At 58.6% G+C, this 15,966-nt stretch carries 20 protein-coding genes and 2 tRNA genes; 7 read left to right on the top strand and 15 right to left on the bottom strand.

Translation table 11 applies throughout. The features are described 5' to 3' along the window. Positions 1-80: 80 nt before the first annotated feature. Positions 81-157: transfer RNA gene (locus tag KPG71_RS19130), tRNA-Arg, on the bottom strand. 114 nt (positions 158-271) lie between these two features. On the opposite strand from KPG71_RS19130, the gene KPG71_RS19125 reads away from it, so the two are divergent. After that, positions 272-1,297 carry a LacI family DNA-binding transcriptional regulator gene (locus KPG71_RS19125; RefSeq protein WP_216340285.1) on the top strand — a complete coding sequence of 342 codons (1,026 nt, stop codon included), beginning with the start codon at positions 272-274 and terminating at the stop codon, positions 1,295-1,297. A gap of 140 nt (positions 1,298-1,437) precedes the next feature. Here KPG71_RS19125 and KPG71_RS19120 read toward each other — a convergent pair whose 3' ends face one another. The 3 genes from KPG71_RS19120 to petA are packed head-to-tail and all read right to left on the bottom strand — an operon-like array spanning position 1,438 to position 4,177. After that, entirely contained in the window at positions 1,438-2,223 is a 786-nt protein-coding gene (locus KPG71_RS19120; protein ID WP_216340283.1) for a cytochrome c1, read from the bottom strand. A 16-nt stretch (positions 2,224-2,239) separates the two neighbouring features. Further along, a complete protein-coding gene (petB, locus tag KPG71_RS19115) occupies positions 2,240-3,586 on the bottom strand; it encodes a cytochrome b (RefSeq protein ID WP_216340281.1) in 1,347 nt (448 codons plus the stop codon). Positions 3,587-3,598: 12 nt separating this feature from the next. Next, the gene (gene petA, locus KPG71_RS19110) at positions 3,599-4,177 is read right to left on the bottom strand and encodes a ubiquinol-cytochrome c reductase iron-sulfur subunit (protein ID WP_216340279.1); all 579 of its coding nucleotides are present in this window, start codon (positions 4,175-4,177) and stop codon (positions 3,599-3,601) included. Between the two features lie 219 nt (positions 4,178-4,396). On the opposite strand from petA, the gene KPG71_RS19105 reads away from it, so the two are divergent. Continuing rightward, positions 4,397-5,080 carry an outer membrane protein gene (locus KPG71_RS19105; RefSeq protein WP_073034380.1) on the top strand — a complete coding sequence of 228 codons (684 nt, stop codon included), beginning with the start codon at positions 4,397-4,399 and terminating at the stop codon, positions 5,078-5,080. A 55-nt stretch (positions 5,081-5,135) separates the two neighbouring features. Here the strand turns inward: KPG71_RS19105 and KPG71_RS19100 are convergent, their stop codons facing one another. The 3 genes from KPG71_RS19100 to dapF form a co-directional block, all read right to left on the bottom strand. After that, positions 5,136-5,741 (bottom strand): glutathione S-transferase, encoded by a 606-nt coding sequence (locus KPG71_RS19100; RefSeq protein WP_216340277.1) that lies wholly within the window; start codon positions 5,739-5,741, stop codon positions 5,136-5,138. Positions 5,742-5,816: 75 nt separating this feature from the next. Next, on the bottom strand, positions 5,817-7,076 hold the full coding sequence (gene mtaB, locus KPG71_RS19095) for a tRNA (N(6)-L-threonylcarbamoyladenosine(37)-C(2))-methylthiotransferase MtaB (protein ID WP_216340276.1): 1,260 nt from the start codon (positions 7,074-7,076) through the stop codon (positions 5,817-5,819). Further along, positions 7,073-7,906 (bottom strand): diaminopimelate epimerase, encoded by an 834-nt coding sequence (gene dapF, locus KPG71_RS19090; protein WP_216340274.1) that lies wholly within the window; start codon positions 7,904-7,906, stop codon positions 7,073-7,075. Before dapF ends, mtaB begins: the two co-directional genes overlap by 4 nt. Positions 7,907-8,013: 107 nt before the next feature. Between dapF and KPG71_RS19085 the strand changes: the two genes are divergently transcribed. After that, a tRNA-Lys gene (locus KPG71_RS19085) sits at positions 8,014-8,089 on the top strand. Positions 8,090-8,792: 703 nt separating this feature from the next. On the opposite strand, the gene KPG71_RS19080 is transcribed toward KPG71_RS19085, so the two are convergent. From KPG71_RS19080 to KPG71_RS19055, 6 genes are all read right to left on the bottom strand, one after another. Next, a complete protein-coding gene (locus tag KPG71_RS19080) occupies positions 8,793-9,629 on the bottom strand; it encodes a hypothetical protein (protein ID WP_216340272.1) in 837 nt (278 codons plus the stop codon). Positions 9,630-9,835: 206 nt separating this feature from the next. Beyond that, entirely contained in the window at positions 9,836-10,339 is a 504-nt protein-coding gene (locus tag KPG71_RS19075; RefSeq protein ID WP_216340270.1) for a hypothetical protein, read from the bottom strand. A gap of 82 nt (positions 10,340-10,421) precedes the next feature. After that, entirely contained in the window at positions 10,422-10,631 is a 210-nt protein-coding gene (locus KPG71_RS19070) for a hypothetical protein (RefSeq protein ID WP_216340268.1), read from the bottom strand. Then, positions 10,631-10,846 carry a hypothetical protein gene (locus KPG71_RS19065; protein WP_216340266.1) on the bottom strand — a complete coding sequence of 72 codons (216 nt, stop codon included), beginning with the start codon at positions 10,844-10,846 and terminating at the stop codon, positions 10,631-10,633. Before KPG71_RS19065 ends, KPG71_RS19070 begins: the two co-directional genes overlap by 1 nt. Before the next feature lie 39 nt (positions 10,847-10,885). Next, on the bottom strand, positions 10,886-11,095 hold the full coding sequence (locus KPG71_RS19060) for a hypothetical protein (protein WP_216340264.1): 210 nt from the start codon (positions 11,093-11,095) through the stop codon (positions 10,886-10,888). A gap of 15 nt (positions 11,096-11,110) precedes the next feature. Further along, positions 11,111-11,716, bottom strand: a complete 606-nt coding sequence (locus KPG71_RS19055; protein ID WP_216340263.1) for a hypothetical protein — start codon at positions 11,714-11,716, stop codon at positions 11,111-11,113. A gap of 123 nt (positions 11,717-11,839) precedes the next feature. Here KPG71_RS19055 and KPG71_RS19050 point away from each other — a divergent pair, with 123 nt between their 5' ends. The 3 genes from KPG71_RS19050 to KPG71_RS19040 all read left to right on the top strand — a co-directional run bounded on the left by KPG71_RS19050 (position 11,840) and on the right by KPG71_RS19040 (position 14,498). Continuing rightward, positions 11,840-12,061, top strand: a complete 222-nt coding sequence (locus KPG71_RS19050) for a helix-turn-helix transcriptional regulator (RefSeq protein ID WP_216340261.1) — start codon at positions 11,840-11,842, stop codon at positions 12,059-12,061. Positions 12,062-12,282: 221 nt separating this feature from the next. Beyond that, positions 12,283-13,770 (top strand): autotransporter domain-containing protein, encoded by a 1,488-nt coding sequence (locus KPG71_RS19045; protein ID WP_216340259.1) that lies wholly within the window; start codon positions 12,283-12,285, stop codon positions 13,768-13,770. Between the two features lie 290 nt (positions 13,771-14,060). After that, positions 14,061-14,498, top strand: a complete 438-nt coding sequence (locus KPG71_RS19040; RefSeq protein ID WP_216340257.1) for a thermonuclease family protein — start codon at positions 14,061-14,063, stop codon at positions 14,496-14,498. Here the strand turns inward: KPG71_RS19040 and KPG71_RS19035 are convergent. Then, positions 14,478-14,672, bottom strand: a complete 195-nt coding sequence (locus tag KPG71_RS19035; protein ID WP_216340255.1) for a hypothetical protein — start codon at positions 14,670-14,672, stop codon at positions 14,478-14,480. The two genes, KPG71_RS19040 and KPG71_RS19035, sit on opposite strands and share 21 nt — an antisense overlap. A gap of 129 nt (positions 14,673-14,801) precedes the next feature. Between KPG71_RS19035 and KPG71_RS19800 the strand changes: the two genes are divergently transcribed. Further along, a complete protein-coding gene (locus KPG71_RS19800) occupies positions 14,802-14,927 on the top strand; it encodes a hypothetical protein (protein ID WP_301182929.1) in 126 nt (41 codons plus the stop codon). 504 nt (positions 14,928-15,431) lie between these two features. Here the strand turns inward: KPG71_RS19800 and KPG71_RS19030 are convergent. Continuing rightward, complete coding sequence (locus KPG71_RS19030) at positions 15,432-15,701, bottom strand: hypothetical protein (protein ID WP_216340254.1); 270 nt, start codon at positions 15,699-15,701, stop codon at positions 15,432-15,434. Between the last annotated feature and the right edge of the window lie 265 nt (positions 15,702-15,966).

Here is a 15,966-nt window from a genome sequence, read left to right as displayed (position 1 = left end):
ATTCGGCCCGAAAGCTCTCGGGAGTTTCTGCAAGCATCTGCACAAAGCCCTGTAAATAAGTCATATTTTTCAGGCGTTTTTGGCGACCCCGGCAGGATTCGAACCTGCAACCTGCCCCTTAGGAGGGGGCTGCTCTATCCAGTTGAGCCACGGGGCCGCTGCGCCCCGTTTAGCGCGGTGCGCGGGGTTTGTCATCGGTGGATTTCGTCGCGCTTGATCCTGTCCGAGTGTTCGCGGTAACAGTTGGAAAACCCTTTCAGGACAACAGCCCGTGACCAGACCCGACCAACGCCCCCTGACCCTGCGCGATGTTTCCGAGGCGTCGGGAGTATCCGAAATGACCGTCAGCCGCGTGTTGCGCAATCGTGGGGATGTCTCCGAGGCGACGCGCCAGCGGGTTCTGGAGGCCGCCAAGCGCCTTGGCTATGTGCCCAACAAGATCGCGGGCGCATTGGCCAGCCAGAGGGTCAATCTGGTGGCGGTCATCATTCCGTCGATGTCGAACATGGTGTTTCCCGAGGTGATGACGGGCATCACACAGGTTCTGGAAACCACCGATTTGCAGCCCGTTGTGGGGCTGTCGGATTACCTGCCCGAGAAAGAGGAAAAGGTTCTTTACGAGATGCTGTCCTGGCGACCCTCCGGGGTGATCATCGCCGGGCTGGAACATTCGGATGCCAGCCGCGCGATGCTGCGGGCTTCGGGGATTCCCGTGGTGGAAATCATGGATGTGGACGGCACGCCGGTGGATTCGGTGGTCGGCATCTCGCACCGCCGGGCCGGTCAGCAGATGGCGCAGGCGATCCTGAAAGCGGGCTACAAGCGCATCGGGTTTCTGGGCACCAAGATGCCGCTGGACCACCGGGCGCGGAAGCGGTTCGAGGGGTTCACAGAGGCCTTGGCCAAGGCGGGGATCGAAGTGGCCGATCAGGAGTTTTACTCCGGGGGGTCCGCGCTGGTGAAGGGGCGCGAGATGACCGAGACCATTCTCAAGCGCAGCCCCGATTTGGATTTCATCTATTATTCCAATGACAAGATCGGCGCTGGCGGGCTGATGTACCTGATGGAACAGGGCATCGACATTCCCAACCAGATCGGTCTGGCCGGGTTCAACGGTCTGGACCTGCTCAAGGGATTGCCGCGCGAACTGGCCACGATGGATGCCTGCAGGCTCGAGATCGGACGCCGGGCCGCCGAGATCATCGCGGCCCGTGTCGAACACCCGGAAACCGCCGAGCCGGTTCGCGTGGAACTGGAGCCGACGATCACTTATGGCGACACGCTGCGCCGGGGCTGACACCTGTTAATCTTTTCGGAAACCGCCCGACCTTACTGACCGAAACACCGTTACGCGCTGGGTTCCAAGAGTTTCCCGCAAAGAAAAACCCCGTCCAGATGAACGGGGTTTTCCGATAGGGTATCCAAGGTCCGTGACGCTTAGCCGATCTTCTTGCCCTTGATCGGGGCCCAGATGCGCTTGTTCGTGAGATACAGCAGCACTGTCAGCACCGTCAGGAAGATCACGCCGGTCAGGCCGGCCTGTTTGCGGGCCATCATCTTGGGTTCGGCGGCCCACATCAGGAAGGCGGACACATCTTCGGCCTCGTGATGCAGGTCGTTGGAGTGACCATCGGCATATTCCACGTCCTCACCGTAAAGCGGCGGCGCCATAGCGATCCAACCGCCGGGGAAGGCCGTGTTTTCGTAGAAGGTCGTGCCAGCTTCAAACTTGTCCTTGCCGGTATAGCCGGTCAGGATCGACACGATGTATTCCGGGCCACCCATGCCCTTGAACAGCTGCGCCATGCCGGTGCCGTAGGGGCCGTGGAACCCGGCGCGTTTTTTCGCCATCAGGCTGAGGTCGGGCGCGTTGGGATCGTTGCCTTCGGGGAAATGATCCGTCGGCTTGGCCGGGCGGTAATCGTCCAGTTCGGGGTCGAACACCTCGTACTGGGCCGCGTAGGCGCGGACCTGATCCGCGGGCAGTTGCGGGCCACCTTCGTCGGCCAGCGTGCGCATCGGCACGTATGTCATGCCGTGGCACGACGCGCAGACCTCGGTATAGACCTGCAAACCGCGTTGCAGCTGGTTCTGGTCGAATTTGCCGAACGGGCCTTCGAAGGAGAAGTCCACGTCATGCACGTGGCCCCCTTCGGCGGCCAGTGCGCCCCCGGCCGAAAGGGTCAGGGCGGCAACTGCGGAAATCGCGAGTTTCTTGAACATTATCCCGTGTCCTTTCTTATTCGGCAGGGGTTGCAGCGGATTGCCCCGCCTCACCGGATGCCTTGGGGTAGTGCGACGCAAAGTCGTCCTCGATGGTTTCGGGCTGCGGTTGCGGTTTCTCGATCACGCCCAGCAGGGGCAGGATGACCAGGAAATACCCGAACCAGTAGGCCGCACCGATCAGCGAGATGATCGAATAGGGCGGCTCGGCGGGCATGGCCCCGGCCCACATCAGGACGATGAAGTCGATGACCAGCAGCGCGAACCACCATTTGAACATCGGGCGGTAACGGCCCGAGCGCACGCTGGAGGTATCCAGCCACGGAACCAGCGCCATGACGGCAATGGCACCGAACATCGCCAACACGCCGAAGAACTTGGCGTCGATGATGCCGCCGGTGATCCAGCTTGCGAACATCACGACCCAGACATCCGACGTGAAGGCGCGCAGGATCGCGTAGAACGGCAGGAAGTACCATTCAGGCACGATATGCGCCGGAGTCACCAGCGGATTGGCCTCGATGTAGTTGTCGGGGTGGCCCAGGTAGTTGGGCATGAAGCCGACGATGGCGAAGAACACCACCATGATCAGGGCCAGCGCGAACAGGTCCTTGATCACGAAATATGGCCAGAACGGAACGGTGTCCTTCTCGGCCTCGGCCTTGGAGCCGCGGCGCACTTCGACACCGGTGGGGTTGTTGTTGCCGGTGCTGTGGAAGGCCCAGATATGCACCGCGACCAGCGCGGCGATCACGAAGGGCAGCAGGTAATGCAGCGAGAAGAACCGGTTCAGCGTGGCGTTGTCCACCGCCGGTCCGCCCAGCAACCATGTCTGGATCGGTTCGCCGATGAAGGGAATCGCGCCGAAGAGGCCGGTGATCACCGTGGCGCCCCAGAACGACATCTGTCCCCACGGCAGAACGTAGCCCATGAAGGCCGTGCCCATCATGCACAGGTAGATCAGCATGCCGATGATCCACGTGATTTCGCGCGGGGCCTTGTAGGAGCCGTAGTAGAGACCGCGGAAGATGTGGATGTAGACGGCAAAGAAGAACAGCGACGCGCCGTTCATGTGCAAGTAGCGGATCATGTGACCGCCGTTCACGTTGCGCATGATGTGTTCGATGGACGCAAAGGCCAGATCGACATGCGGCGTGTAGTGCATCACGAGGATAATGCCGGTGACGATCTGCAACGCCAGGCAGAACGTCAGAACGATGCCCCAGATCCACATCCAGTTCAGGTTCTTGGGCGTGGGGATCATCAGGGTGTCATAAAGCAGACCGACAATGGGAAGGCGCGAATGCAGCCATTTCTCGGCGCCGGTCTTGGGTTCGTAATGATCGTGCGGAATTCCGGACATGAGCGCGTTTCCTTATCCCAGTTTGATCGTCGATTCGTCGACGAATTCGGCGACGGGAACCGGCAGGTTTTCCGGAGCCGGACCTTTGCGGATACGGCCCGCCGTATCGTAGTGCGACCCGTGGCACGGGCAGAACCAGCCGCCGACATTGCCTTCGGCGGTGAAATCACCGGCGTTTCCAAGCGGAACGCAGCCCAGGTGCGTGCAAACGCCCATCTGGACCAGCCATTCGCCGTTTTCGTCCAGGGCGCGGTTTTCGTCCGTTGCCGGAACTTCGCCTTCGATGTTTTCGTTGCGCGCGATACCATCGGGGAGGTCGCTGACCTCGACCGAACGGGCGTCCTCGATCTCGATGGCGGTGCGGCGGCGGATGAACACGGGCTTGCCCAGCCATTTCACCGTCAATTGGGTGCCTTCTTCGACGCCCGAGATATCTACACGAATCGAGCTGAGCGCCTGAACGTCAGCCGAAGGGTTCATCTGATTGACAAGAGGCCAGACAGCGGCCCCTGCGGTTACGGCACCGGCGCCGGCTGTGGCGTAGTAGAGGAAATCCCTCCGGGTGCCTTCGTGTTCGTCTGCGTGGGACACGGGGTTACTCCATTTTCAAAGCCGGAACCGGCCTTTTCCACTTGCGGGGCACGGAATCCGCGCCCCCGTATCGCGTCGCTGTTTAGCCGGGCTTGAACTGTCAGTCCAGTACGCAATGACGCCTATCTGAGCGGAGCGCGCAAGTGTCGCGCTTGAGCATCGCGTCAAGCGGGTATACACAGGCCCCAGTAATTTCCCTATACCTGAAAGTGTTCCACGATGAAAAACGTCGTCAAAGCCGCGGCCATCCTGGCCACAACAGCCGTTGCAGCCCCTGCCGCAGCGGAGATGGAACTCAGCCTTTATGTCGGCACGCAAAGTGTGGATGGCAGCACCGGATCGGGCTATCTGCCCGGCGGCGCCCCGATCAGCCGGTCGGTCGACTGGGAAGGCAAACCGTTCGACAGCCCGATCTACTATGGCGGTCGCGCGATGTGGTGGCTGGACAACGATATCGGGTTCGGTATCGAAGGCACACACACCAAGGCCTATGCGTCACAGGCCGATATGGCCGCGATCGGCGTCAGCCGTCTGGAGCTGTCGGACGGCCACAACATCATTACCGCGAACGTGATGAAACGCTGGCCCGGCGTGTTCAAGGCAACGCCCAAGTTCACGCCTTATGTCGGCGCGGGGATCGGTGTGGCCATCCCGCATGTGGACATTCAGGTTCTGGGGTCCGGCGTGCGCACCTTCGGCTATGAAACGACCGGGCCTGCCGTTCGGGCCATCGCGGGTCTGAAATACGACCTCACCGAAAACTGGGCTTTGTTCGGCGAATATCAGGCCGTCTGGTCGGATAACGACATCACCATCGACCCGGCCTTCGGCCAGTTGCCCGGCAAGCTCAACACCGAACTTCTGACTCACGCGGTGAATATCGGGGTCAGCTACAGCTTCTGATGTCGTGAAACGCGACTCGGTGAAACGGCGGGTCGTCTGACCCGCCGTTTTCGTTTTAGTCGGCGGGTTGGGTCGCCTTCATGCTGTCCCGCTGCGAGAACAGCGCGAACCAGTCATCCAGCGCGTCATTGCCCTTGCGCCAGCCGCGCGCATCGTGGCGGAAATCCAGATAGGCCAGCGCACAGCCCACGGCGATCTGCCCCATATCGAGCGGTCCGCGCAGGTGGCTGGTCCAACGGGCGTTGAGTGCCTCCACGGCGCGTTCGATCTTGTCCCATTGCGCATCGACCCATGACTCGAGCACCGCCTCGGCCGGGCGCAGCCGGTGCTCGTACAGCATGAGAATCGCCGCCTCCATGATCCCGTCGGCGGTGGCCTCGAGCGTCAGCGTTTCCCACAGGCGGGACTCGGGATAGAGACCCGATTGCGCGCGGTCGTCGAGAAACCGGCAGATCACCCGGCTGTCATAGAGGGTCGGCCCCTCATCACGGATCAGGGCCGGAATCTTGCCCAGGGGATTGGCGCTGGCCACCTTGGGGGCGGTATCGAACGGGCTGGTGGGGATGGGGGCGATTTCAAGGTCGTCATACTGCCCGGTTTCATGCAGCAGCACATGAACCTTGCGCACGAAGGGGGACGTACCGGACGAGATGAGTTTCATGGCGCGGACTTTCCTGTTGATGACGGGCTCACGCTAGAAGGCCGCACAGGCCCTGTCCAGCATTGTCAGCCTCTATCAGGCCGCTACCAGTTGCTGTCCGCGCGTCCCGGTCACCGTGGCGGAGACGATGTGGCCCTCTTCGCGGTCGCTGTCGAAACTCACCTCGGTGAATTGTTCGGTGCGCCCCATGCGGGGATTTTCCATCAGCACGCTGTGGGTGCGCCCCTGTTGCGCCGCCAGATGACGGGCGATCTGCCGTTCGCCAGCCTCGCGCAGGCGGGCGGCGCGTGCCTTGATGTCGGCGCCGTGCACCTGCGGCATTCGCGCCGCGGGGGTGCCGGGGCGCGGGCTGTAGGGGAAGACATGCAGCCATGTCAGGTCGCACTCTTCCACCAGTTTCAGCGAGTTTTCGAAGGCCGCTTCGGTCTCGGTCGGAAACCCCGCGATGATATCCGCGCCAAAGGTCATCTCGGGGCGCAGGCGGCGGGCGTCCTGGGCGAACCGGATCGCATCGTCGCGCAGATGGCGGCGCTTCATCCGCTTGAGAATCAGATCGTCGCCATGTTGCAGGCTCAGGTGAAGATGCGGCATCAGGCGCGGCTCGGTCGCGATGGCCTGCATCAGGTTTTCGTCCACCTCGATCGAATCGATCGAACTGATCCGCAGGCGCGGCAAATCCGGCACCAGCTTCAGAATGCGCATGACCAGATCGCCAAGACGCGGCTGCGCAGGAAGGTCGGCGCCCCAGCTTGTCAGGTCCACGCCGGTCAGCACCACCTCGTTATAGCCCCGGTCGACCAGACGCTTGATCTGGTCCACCACCACGCCCGCCGGAACGCTGCGCGAATTGCCCCGGCCATAGGGGATGATGCAGAAGGTGCAGCGGTGGTCACATCCGTTTTGCACCTGCACATAGGCGCGGCTGCGGGTGCCGAACCCGTCGATCAGGTGCCCGGCGGTTTCCGTCACGCTCATGATGTCGTCCACCATCGGCGTTTCCGTCTCGCCGATGAAATCGGCCGCAAGACGGCCCCAGGTATCGGGCTGCATCTTTTCGGTATTGCCGATGACCGCATCGACCTCGGGCATGGCGGTGAATTTCTCGGGCTCGGTCTGGGCGGCGCAACCCGTCACGATCAGGCGCGCTTCGGGATTTTCGCGCCGCAACCGGCGAATCTCCTGCCGCGCCTTGCGCACCGCCTCGGCAGTGACGGCGCAGGTGTTCACGACGACCGCGTTCTCGAGACCGGCTTGCTGGCTCAGCTCTTTCATCGCCTCGGTTTCATAGGCGTTCAGGCGGCATCCAAGCGTGGTGAAGCGGGGCGGCTGCGTCATGTCAGCCCCTGCAGGAACTGTGCCGTCAGCACCCCGTCGAAAACGTGCATCGTGGGGCCCGTCATCCACACGCCGTCGTCGCGCCAGTCGATATGCAACGTGCCGCCGTCGAGGTCGATCCGCACCTTGCGCCCGGTCAGGCCCCGGCGCGCAGCCGCCACGGCGGTGGCGCAGCTGGACGACCCCGACGCCAGGGTGACGCCAACCCCCCTCTCCCACACCCGCATGCGCAGGTGATCGGGCGCGATCAGGCTGGCCACCTGAACATTGGTGCGCTCGGGATAGAGCGGATGATGCTCGTAACGCGGGCCGAACTGTTCCAGAGGAACGGCGGTGGCATCCTCGACAAAGAACGTGCAATGCGGGTTGCCCATGCCCGTAGCGGTCGGGCCGCCCTCGACCGGCAATTCCAGCGTGTCCATCTCTTCGGCCAGGGGAATATCGCGCCAGTCCAGTTGCGGGGGGCCCATATTGACCGATGTCAGACCGTCCCCGGCATCGACAGCGCGCAACTCCCCCCGCTCGGTTGTCAGACGCAGCGAATCGCGGCCCGATTCGTCCATGAGAAACCGCGCGATACAGCGGGTGGCGTTCCCGCAGGCCGCGGATGTCGACCCGTCCGCGTTATAAAAGGTCAGATGCGCATCGCCCGGACCGTCGGAAATGACCGCCAGTTGGTCGAATCCGACCCCCAAACGCCGGTCCGCGATGGCAACGGCCAGTTCCGGCGTGACATCGACACGGCGCACACGCCCATCCAGCACGACAAAGTCGTTGCCCAGGCCGTGCATCTTCATAAAGGCCAGATCGGTATCGTTTCGCGCGCTCATAGGCGGGCATATAAACCCGCGCCCGACACGAATCCAGCATCCACGAAAAAAACACGCAATTTCGGGGTTGACCCCCTGCCCCGGTCTTTCTAGATAGGCCGCCTAGTGGGCCGTTAGCTCAGTTGGTAGAGCAACTGACTTTTAATCAGTGGGTCGCAGGTTCGAATCCTGCACGGCTCACCACTGAAATCAATGACTTAGCTGATTTTTTGCCGCCAAGCTGTGTCCCATATTTTGATTTGGGGGACATATGGGGGACAACTACCTCAAGTTCGCGCCCTCTATTCTCAGATTTTGAGTCTAACCTGATAGCCCTCCAAAATCGTTCTCACTCGACCTCCAATGCACCGCTTTCCTCAGGATGCACTTAGCAAGCCTGACAAAGTTGTTCATCATTGCGAATTTTCTTCATATCGCGTTTTCGTTATGTATTGTTAACGATAGCTCGCTCTGAGCTAGCCACCCCCTTGAACAAATCCCCAGAGACTTGGGGGTGGCTCAATAACTGACTGCACCTGCAACTGGCGTGATTTCGATTCAAACCATTGGGCAAGTCAGCGCCGATGTAGGATAATCCAATTTCTGGATTCTGCTGCCAATCGGCCTGCAATACTCTGTTGAACTTCCAATGTGCCAAGCGGATGACGCCCCGAGACTGATAGGTAAAAGCCAAGAGGCAACGGCTGCCCCAAGGCCCAACGCTGAGAGCAAAACCGCCGCCACGACACCTTGTTGAGATTTAGTTGTTGAGTTTCTGACTACCTGTGCAAGCATAGGTTTAGCTCGTAAGGAGTTAGCCACCCCTTGAGTTAGTTCCCCAAAGCTGCCAGGGGGTGGCGTTTACCGCCAATTACTTCTCATTGATTACGAAACGACCGCGCCACGACTAATTGCGGATCAGTGTGCCGCGCCGTTTTAAGAATGCAAGAGACATAAAACCGGCAAGCAGCATCCATGCAGCGGCAGGTACAGGAACCGCGGCAACGCTAACGTTGACTCCCGCAAAGTCGAAATAGGCGAAATCGTTTCTTCCACCAAGAGAGGTCCATGCACTAACATCGCTTACAGGCCCATTCGGGTCGAGCGTACCGTCGCAGAATCCAGAAGCCGCAAATCTCGGATCGACCTGGGAAAGATTTTCCGGTCGGCACAGTACACTCTCGGAGGTATTTGCACTTGCAGTAAGCTGTAGAGACAACAAATCGTCAAACCCATGCGCGCTAAGATCAAAGATTGGATTGGCGCTAGAATACATCGCAGAAGCGTAGGCTGGCCCGCTCGTGAGGCTTGTTGAGGCGTTCATGGGTAGGAAGCTGTGTGTGACCACCTGACCAGCCGCGGTGACGCCCTTTAAGCTTACAATGTCCATCAGAAGCGGGGCAGTGCTGCGAAAGTCGAGTCCTGTCGAGTTATCTGTTCCATACCAGTTAGCAAATACGTTTGTAACGAAGCTCGGAATATTCAGTGACTGTAAACTGAATGTTCGGTTCTTCGCCCTTGTAATGGTGAGGCTATTCGCATTGACTGTGTGACCAGTATCATTTGTGCTTACCCGAGATATATCTGCGATATCACCGGGGCTCAGGTACTCAGCGGTTGTCGCGGTCAGATTGAACCCGGAATTCCATGTTCCCCCCAAGCCGTAATTGTCAGCCTGCTGCAGAAATCCATTGTCAAAGTCTAAGCTAATCGTGTTGCCCAACGCTGATGTTGCAGAGAACATTAACGCGACAAAAATTGCACGGAGTCTCATTTGCAAACCTCTTCAATACAACCAGAACAGTTTCGACTCGGCGTTCCATCCTGTCAATAACGCCGCCGGTGATGCGCTGTAGCTTGCCGATGGCAACCGTGGTTTAGTACTTTTTTGCACCCATCATTGCGCCGTTTTCAGAGCTTTGCGCAACTGGCTACAAGGCTGCCGATTGTTCAGAAATCCATCTGAGCGGAGCTCGCCACGACCAACGGCGGATCAGCCGGAAAGCTGCGGATATCGAACCAGGTAAAGCGCGTTCCATCGGGGTTGCACTTGTTGCCCCAAGTAAGGCCCTGTGCGCCTTGCCGGATCAGTGCGGCCCGGAAGGCGTTGAGGTCGATCAGATACCAGCTTTCAATCGCTGTCTGAGAGGCGTTGGCGTGGCCGTAGAACAGCCAGTCGCCCTTGCCGTTCACTATCTTGGAAAGTTCGGTCTGCGCGCCTGACGGAAGGCGTGAGCGGATGGTGAACTGGTGCGGGTACTGTGTGGCGTATCCCGGCCTGCGCACCCGTGCTGCAATCCGCATGTCGCGGGCATCGAGCATCAGAAGGTCGGTCGCTTGGTGCCAGTCTATCGGATCGGGCGCGGCTTCCAGAAGATAGCCGCCGACGATTTGCTTGATGTGCGGCAAGAACCGGTCAGACCATTGGCGGTTTATGTCGTAGTGGAAGGTCATGCGGTGAAGCACTGCGGGCAAAGAACAGAAAGACGGCCCACGTGGTTGCGGGCCGTCTGAATCGTTGCCTGCCCTATAGGCGTCAGTTTTCACCCCCTTTCGCTTTCTGCTCCAACTTTTCCACGTCATCCATGAGTTCAGCGGCCATCCGCACGCCCATTTCGAGGACGCGTTCAAGGCCCTTCCAATCGAGGCCGGAGGTTTCGTTCTCCTCGGCCACCATTGCGCAGCGCAGCAGAGAGTGCAGGTCAGCAGCCTTGGAGTAGGTGTCGGTGTTGTCAGTATCCAGCATTACGCGTTCCCCCGGTTCTTGCGCTGCGACAGGGTTTGCAGGGCATCGCTGAGGTGGTTCATCATCGCTTCCGCGACTTCGGCCACCGCCACACGGGCATTGTCGTGGCCTTCGCTGTCGAGGTGGTTCACGCCCTCCATCACGCCACACAGCATGATCGAATAATGCTCACAGTCAGACAGCGTGGCGTTTTTGGGCAAGGTCAGGTCTTCCATCGGTTTTTCCTCAATTGTCCGTCCTGTGGGGTTCTGTGTTCAGTCTGCCAGTTCGCCCTTCGGGGCGTTGACGGCATCCAGTGCGATATCGAGCCGATGGGCGCAGCGATGGGCCATTTCAATCACTGTCATCGCATCCTGCGGGTCAGACCGTGCGTGCAGGGAAATTGCGGCACCCAACAGGCTTTTGATCACCATGGCCTCCGTTTGCATTTCCCGCCGGGTCATTTTGATATCGTGTTCGCTCATTCTCTGTTCTCCTGCTTAGTGGATTGGGTATTCGTGGACTGCGCCGTTGACTGCGATGCGTGACACGGTTTCGAGGTTCACAGAGCGCGGCGCAGCGGCTTCTGTGTCCCATACGGGCATGAGGTTTGGGTGACGGGCTGCGCGGGTCTTCACGGCCTTCTGAGCGGCCTCACAGGCGGCATCGCCCTTCACATGGTATTTCAGCTTGGCGGGCTGGATGCGCATCACACGGCGCGTTCCGTCCTTCTTGGTGAAAACGACAGTGGCAAACCGGCCCTCGGCACTGGCGATGAGCGCGCGCTTTTCTTCCAGTTCGGCGGCGGCGCGTTCACGCTGTTCGGCGGCACGGCAGGCTGCGCGCAAGTCGGCAAGGCGCTGGATACCCTCGTGGCCCAGAGTGTCGCGGTTTTCCATGTCCTGAATTTGGGCCTGCAAGTCGGTGACAGAGCGGGCTTCAAGAGCCTCGGGCTGCCGGGGCGCTGCACTGGCGTTTAGCTTTGCCGTGAACCATGCAGAGGTCAGGGCGCGGGACAGAAGGGCCGGAAGCGTTTCGCCGTTGCCCTGAAACCGGCGAACGATCACCCAGGCGGCTTTCATGATTTCTGCGCGGTCGTAGTGCATGGCTCTAACCCTGTTGCTGTTTTGCTTACTGTGTATTAAATATAAGTACAGGGTTAGCTGAATGTCAATACCCTGTATGCAAAATAACATACGAGGTAAGCAGTGACGCCAGCGCAACTAAGAATGGCCCGCAACGCTCTAAGGATCGGCACACGCGAATTAGCAGAAATGGCGGGGGTGTCGTTCACGACGATCAGTCGTTTTGAGACTGAAAAGGGTGGCCTTCAACACGCCAGTGCAGAAGCAATCAGAAAGACCCTAGAAAGCCAAGGCATCCAGTTCCTTGATGACGGGCAGGTTGCTTCAGGGCCGGGGGTGGCGTTGAAGGGCGAGACGGAAGGCTGAAGAAGCGCGCCTTCCGGGCCAAAGCCACAACTATGAATCTAGCGTGCAGAAAATGTACGCAACATATGGGTGTAACTCCCTGATGAATCATCGATTTTTGTGTCGAACATGGCACAGAAGCACAAGAAACGTGCACAACTCCCGACGACAAATTGTTCAAAGCGTCTATGGCGATAGTTTGAGCCGCATTGAGGAATATTGAGCAATATTAGGGGAAAGTTATGCGTGATACGAAATTTGGAGCCGCAGTAGCATTGATGGCATCCATCTCCACCATCAGCACAGCCCAAGCCCAAAACCTGATCATCAACGGCGACTTTGAAAGTGGTAATTTGTCAGGGTGGAACACAAGCATCAACAACGGACAGGCTAATGCCACCACGAGTACCGCTAACTCCGGCTCATATTCGATGGTTATCTATGACAATAGCGGGCCGGGGACAGTTTCACAGGCCGTAAATGTAAGTGCGGGGACCTACACGCTTAGTTTTGCGATTCGTCCTACGGCAGACACATCACCAGCGAATTCCGTCAGTGTGCTCTTCGATGGGCAAACGGTTCTTACCTTCGGCGGTCAGAGCCCGAACGCCTGGAGGACCGAAACCTTTACGGTTACGGTCGCTGACGGAACCAAAACTCTGGAATTCGACGTAGCAACTTGTAGCGGTTGTGGTGCATTCTACTTTGATGATGTCAGTCTCGTCTTCGTGTCTGCAGCGCCTTCTGGCCCCATCATCACGGATGCGCAGATTTTGGCGGAACTCAAGCTTCAGGCGGCACAGCAGGGTGTCATTCTGACGGATGCCCAAAACCGGGCTGTCCTCACACAGCTTCGCCAGCGCATGTCTTCTTCCACCGCTGATCAGGTATCGCGTGCTGCAACAGGAGGCACGAATGCCGCAACGTCTGCTTCCGTCCTGAGCTTCTCCACTTCGAATAGGGGGGTTTCCCGAAACGGTCGTTGGGCGATGTGGTTCGATACCAGTGCGGATCAACTGGAGGCCGACTGGAACCCCGATGTTTCCGGCTTTCAGGCCCGCCAGCAATTCGGCGTTGACTATAGCTTTGACAATGGCTGGGTCGGCGGCATTAGTGCCGGTATCGGAACCTTCGATAACGACTTTGCCAATGGTGGCTCGCTGTCCGGCGATTCTTACTGGATTGCCCCTTATCTCGGGGCAAATGTCGGCGGGTGGCTGATGACCGTTCAGGCCGCCTATACCTACACCGACTATGACAGCTTCAACACCGGGCTTGGAATTGTCGACAGTACCTCCGGGCAGCGTTACAGCGCCTCGGCTTCGCTCTCGCGCGAATTCGCTTTGGGCAGTGGCTACCGCATCACGCCCGAGGCTGCGGTGTCGGTTGGCCAGGAGGATATCTCACGACTGGCGGCCTTGCCTTTCGCAGCAGTGGACGACCCGTATTTTCTCAACGCGCGAATGGGCGGCGAACTGAGCTATGATCTGGCCTCTGGCGGGCGTGTCTACGGACAGGCTTTCGCAGAATATACCGATACGAACGGTGACGGCTCTGCCACTTACCTTTCGACCGGATACGAGGCTGAAGAGTGGTCTGCGACCATCGGTGGCGGCTTTGATATACCGGTAGGCGAACGCGGGCGTCTTGGCCTCGATGGCCGGGTCCGTGGCCTTGGCTCGGACACGCATGTCTACGGTTTGAGCGCAAGCTATTCCGTCAGCTTCTGAAGCAACGCAGCGGGACGGTTTGGATGAAAAGAATAGCCCGCGCCACTGACAGGCGCGGGCGATATGGCGGTAAGCCTTCGTGATCGAAATAGGCGTGGCGCTCCACTCTCAGCACCGTCGCGATTTCCACTATACCAGAAACAGATTGTTGAATCGTTGATCCCGATCAATGGCATGGTTGAGTTGCCATGCGATGCGCATTAGCAAAGGTGGAAAATGCCTCGCCAACTCCAAGGGGTAAGGCGATAGCGAATTTGAGGCATACGGCAACACAGCAGGAACCTGGGCAAATGAACGATTGGGTAGCGTTGCGAACCATCATCTTTTTTATTGTGGCGTTTACCTGTTCAGGCCTGTCCGCCACCGCAGGGCAATGGCTGGAGGGTCGCGTAACCCATGTGCGGGACGTGGACACCATCGAGGTCAGTAACGTGCCTGTCAGGCTCAACGGCGTGGACGGCCCGGAACTGGACGAGCGCGGCGGTCGGGACGGAAAGCGCTGGATGCAGAAGCTTGTCCTGCGCAAGCCGGTCAAATGCTGGCTGAATGGCGACAAGACCTATGACCGTTGGGTCGGGACTTGCTACACCGCGTCGGACGAAGACATTGGTGCACTTGCTATCGGCGCAGGGCTGGCCCGTGATTGTCCTCGGTATTCAGGCGGCAAGTACAAGCAGTATGAAACTCCGGAAAGCCGGAAGCTACCGCTACACCGCTACTGCCGGTGAAATCTCAGCCGGTGCAAACACTGGCTTTGAATTCACTGCATCTTTGCTTTTCGTGACGGGCCAGCCTTTGACGATCCGGCCACCAACCGAAATCGCGACTCTGCCGTCATCGAAGGTTTCTACAACTTCACCCTGAACTTGATAGTACGCACTCTTGAAAATGGTTGCGAACATGCCTGCCTCTCAGGTTTATATGCTTCTTCTTATACCACCTAAAGCAGCACTGTTTTCGAAAAAGCAATAGACTGTTCGCGCAATTGCAACATTTCCAAACGGGGATCAACCTTGCAAAGCCGAGACACATTGACCGCCTACAAAGCCGAGAACGAAAAGCTGATGGAAATCCTGTTGGAATACATCGAGCGCTATGGGTTGACCGACAAGGCCCGCGAGTTCTTTCAGCAGGCCGACAACAGACCTGCCGATTGACGGAACGAGCCTCACAGCCCTAGCCATTGGCAAACGAGATAGACAACCTACCTCAGCGGCATGTGGACCCGAAAGCGCACAAGAATTGCAGGGCGAATCCTTCAAGACGATTGGATCGTTCATCGCGACGGCCTGCCAGTTGGTCGGGTGCGTCTGGATTACAGGGAAAACCCCGGCAGGAATGTGTGGCTTTGGTTCAAGCAAACGGTTCCGGGTACGCATGGCGAAGCCGACACGCTGGATGAGGCTCTAGAGGCCGTTCGGAAGGCTGTTCTTTCGGGGTGACGTATTGCCGGTACGGATTTTGTTGAGTGCGGTAACAAATATGATGAAAAGTCCCGCTCAACATATCCGTTACCATTCTCAACACATAGCGTTAACGAATTGTGGAGTAATGGGGGGAGAACACCTTGTTGCTCAATGCTTGCCAGACATACCCGTTTCAGAGATTCCCAAGCCCCAATCGCGATCAGGGCCTGGAAGTACTTTACCGCACGAAGCGCATTAGCCGCAAAATACGCGCAGCACGGTGGAATTCGGGTCTGTTACTGCTTCAAATGCCGTACCGCTATGAACGAAGTTCAAACGTGTCGGATCGTTGGTGGCAACGCTCTCTTCACTTCCGTAGTGACGTGAGTCTCCGGGAATGCTCAGTGTCATGACGGCTGAAGACGGGCCACCAACCAGGTTTTGATACTGAGAAGCACCACAGGCATCTGCATCAGCCGATGCGTTGGTCGAAGTCGTATCTACACACGCAGTCAGTGATGCCATGGATAGAAATACGGGGATAATCAGTGACGATTTCAATTTTTACGCTCCTATTGGTTAGAATGTCGCCATTGGTAGTGGTGCCCCTGAATCGCCGCAATGGACATGTTCCACTGGAGACATTTGGTCGCGCAATCGCTTTGACCTGCCCCCCGAGGCTCCCTCATTCATAACGAGAGTCTGCGGGTCTGGTTTTCATAGTCTTCGGTTTCGTTTTGGGCAAGCGCGCCGGGCGCGGAGCCCTCAAATTGCTCAAGCGTCCGGCGCG

The organism is Roseovarius sp. PS-C2 (assembly GCF_018862045.1).
GTDB lineage: Bacteria > Pseudomonadota > Alphaproteobacteria > Rhodobacterales > Rhodobacteraceae > Roseovarius.
This window is presented reverse-complemented; position numbering and strand designations above follow the sequence as displayed.

Coding starts and splice junctions, on each gene's coding strand:
- KPG71_RS19080 (WP_216340272.1), bottom strand. CDS start 9,629: ATGTTCTCTGCAACATCAGCGTTGGGCAACACGATTAGCTTAGACTTT.
- KPG71_RS19050 (WP_216340261.1), top strand. CDS start 11,840: ATGGCCCGCAACGCTCTAAGGATCGGCACACGCGAATTAGCAGAAATG.
- KPG71_RS19055 (WP_216340263.1), bottom strand. CDS start 11,716: ATGCACTACGACCGCGCAGAAATCATGAAAGCCGCCTGGGTGATCGTT.
- KPG71_RS19075 (WP_216340270.1), bottom strand. CDS start 10,339: ATGACCTTCCACTACGACATAAACCGCCAATGGTCTGACCGGTTCTTG.
- KPG71_RS19105 (WP_073034380.1), top strand. CDS start 4,397: ATGAAAAACGTCGTCAAAGCCGCGGCCATCCTGGCCACAACAGCCGTT.
- mtaB (WP_216340276.1), bottom strand. CDS start 7,076: ATGACGCAGCCGCCCCGCTTCACCACGCTTGGATGCCGCCTGAACGCC.
- petB (WP_216340281.1), bottom strand. CDS start 3,586: ATGTCCGGAATTCCGCACGATCATTACGAACCCAAGACCGGCGCCGAG.
- dapF (WP_216340274.1), bottom strand. CDS start 7,906: ATGAGCGCGCGAAACGATACCGATCTGGCCTTTATGAAGATGCACGGC.
- KPG71_RS19060 (WP_216340264.1), bottom strand. CDS start 11,095: ATGAGCGAACACGATATCAAAATGACCCGGCGGGAAATGCAAACGGAG.
- KPG71_RS19065 (WP_216340266.1), bottom strand. CDS start 10,846: ATGGAAGACCTGACCTTGCCCAAAAACGCCACGCTGTCTGACTGTGAG.
- KPG71_RS19030 (WP_216340254.1), bottom strand. CDS start 15,701: ATGGCATCACTGACTGCGTGTGTAGATACGACTTCGACCAACGCATCG.
- KPG71_RS19035 (WP_216340255.1), bottom strand. CDS start 14,672: ATGTTCGCAACCATTTTCAAGAGTGCGTACTATCAAGTTCAGGGTGAA.
- KPG71_RS19100 (WP_216340277.1), bottom strand. CDS start 5,741: ATGAAACTCATCTCGTCCGGTACGTCCCCCTTCGTGCGCAAGGTTCAT.
- KPG71_RS19040 (WP_216340257.1), top strand. CDS start 14,061: ATGAACGATTGGGTAGCGTTGCGAACCATCATCTTTTTTATTGTGGCG.
- KPG71_RS19045 (WP_216340259.1), top strand. CDS start 12,283: ATGCGTGATACGAAATTTGGAGCCGCAGTAGCATTGATGGCATCCATC.
- KPG71_RS19070 (WP_216340268.1), bottom strand. CDS start 10,631: ATGCTGGATACTGACAACACCGACACCTACTCCAAGGCTGCTGACCTG.
- KPG71_RS19120 (WP_216340283.1), bottom strand. CDS start 2,223: ATGTTCAAGAAACTCGCGATTTCCGCAGTTGCCGCCCTGACCCTTTCG.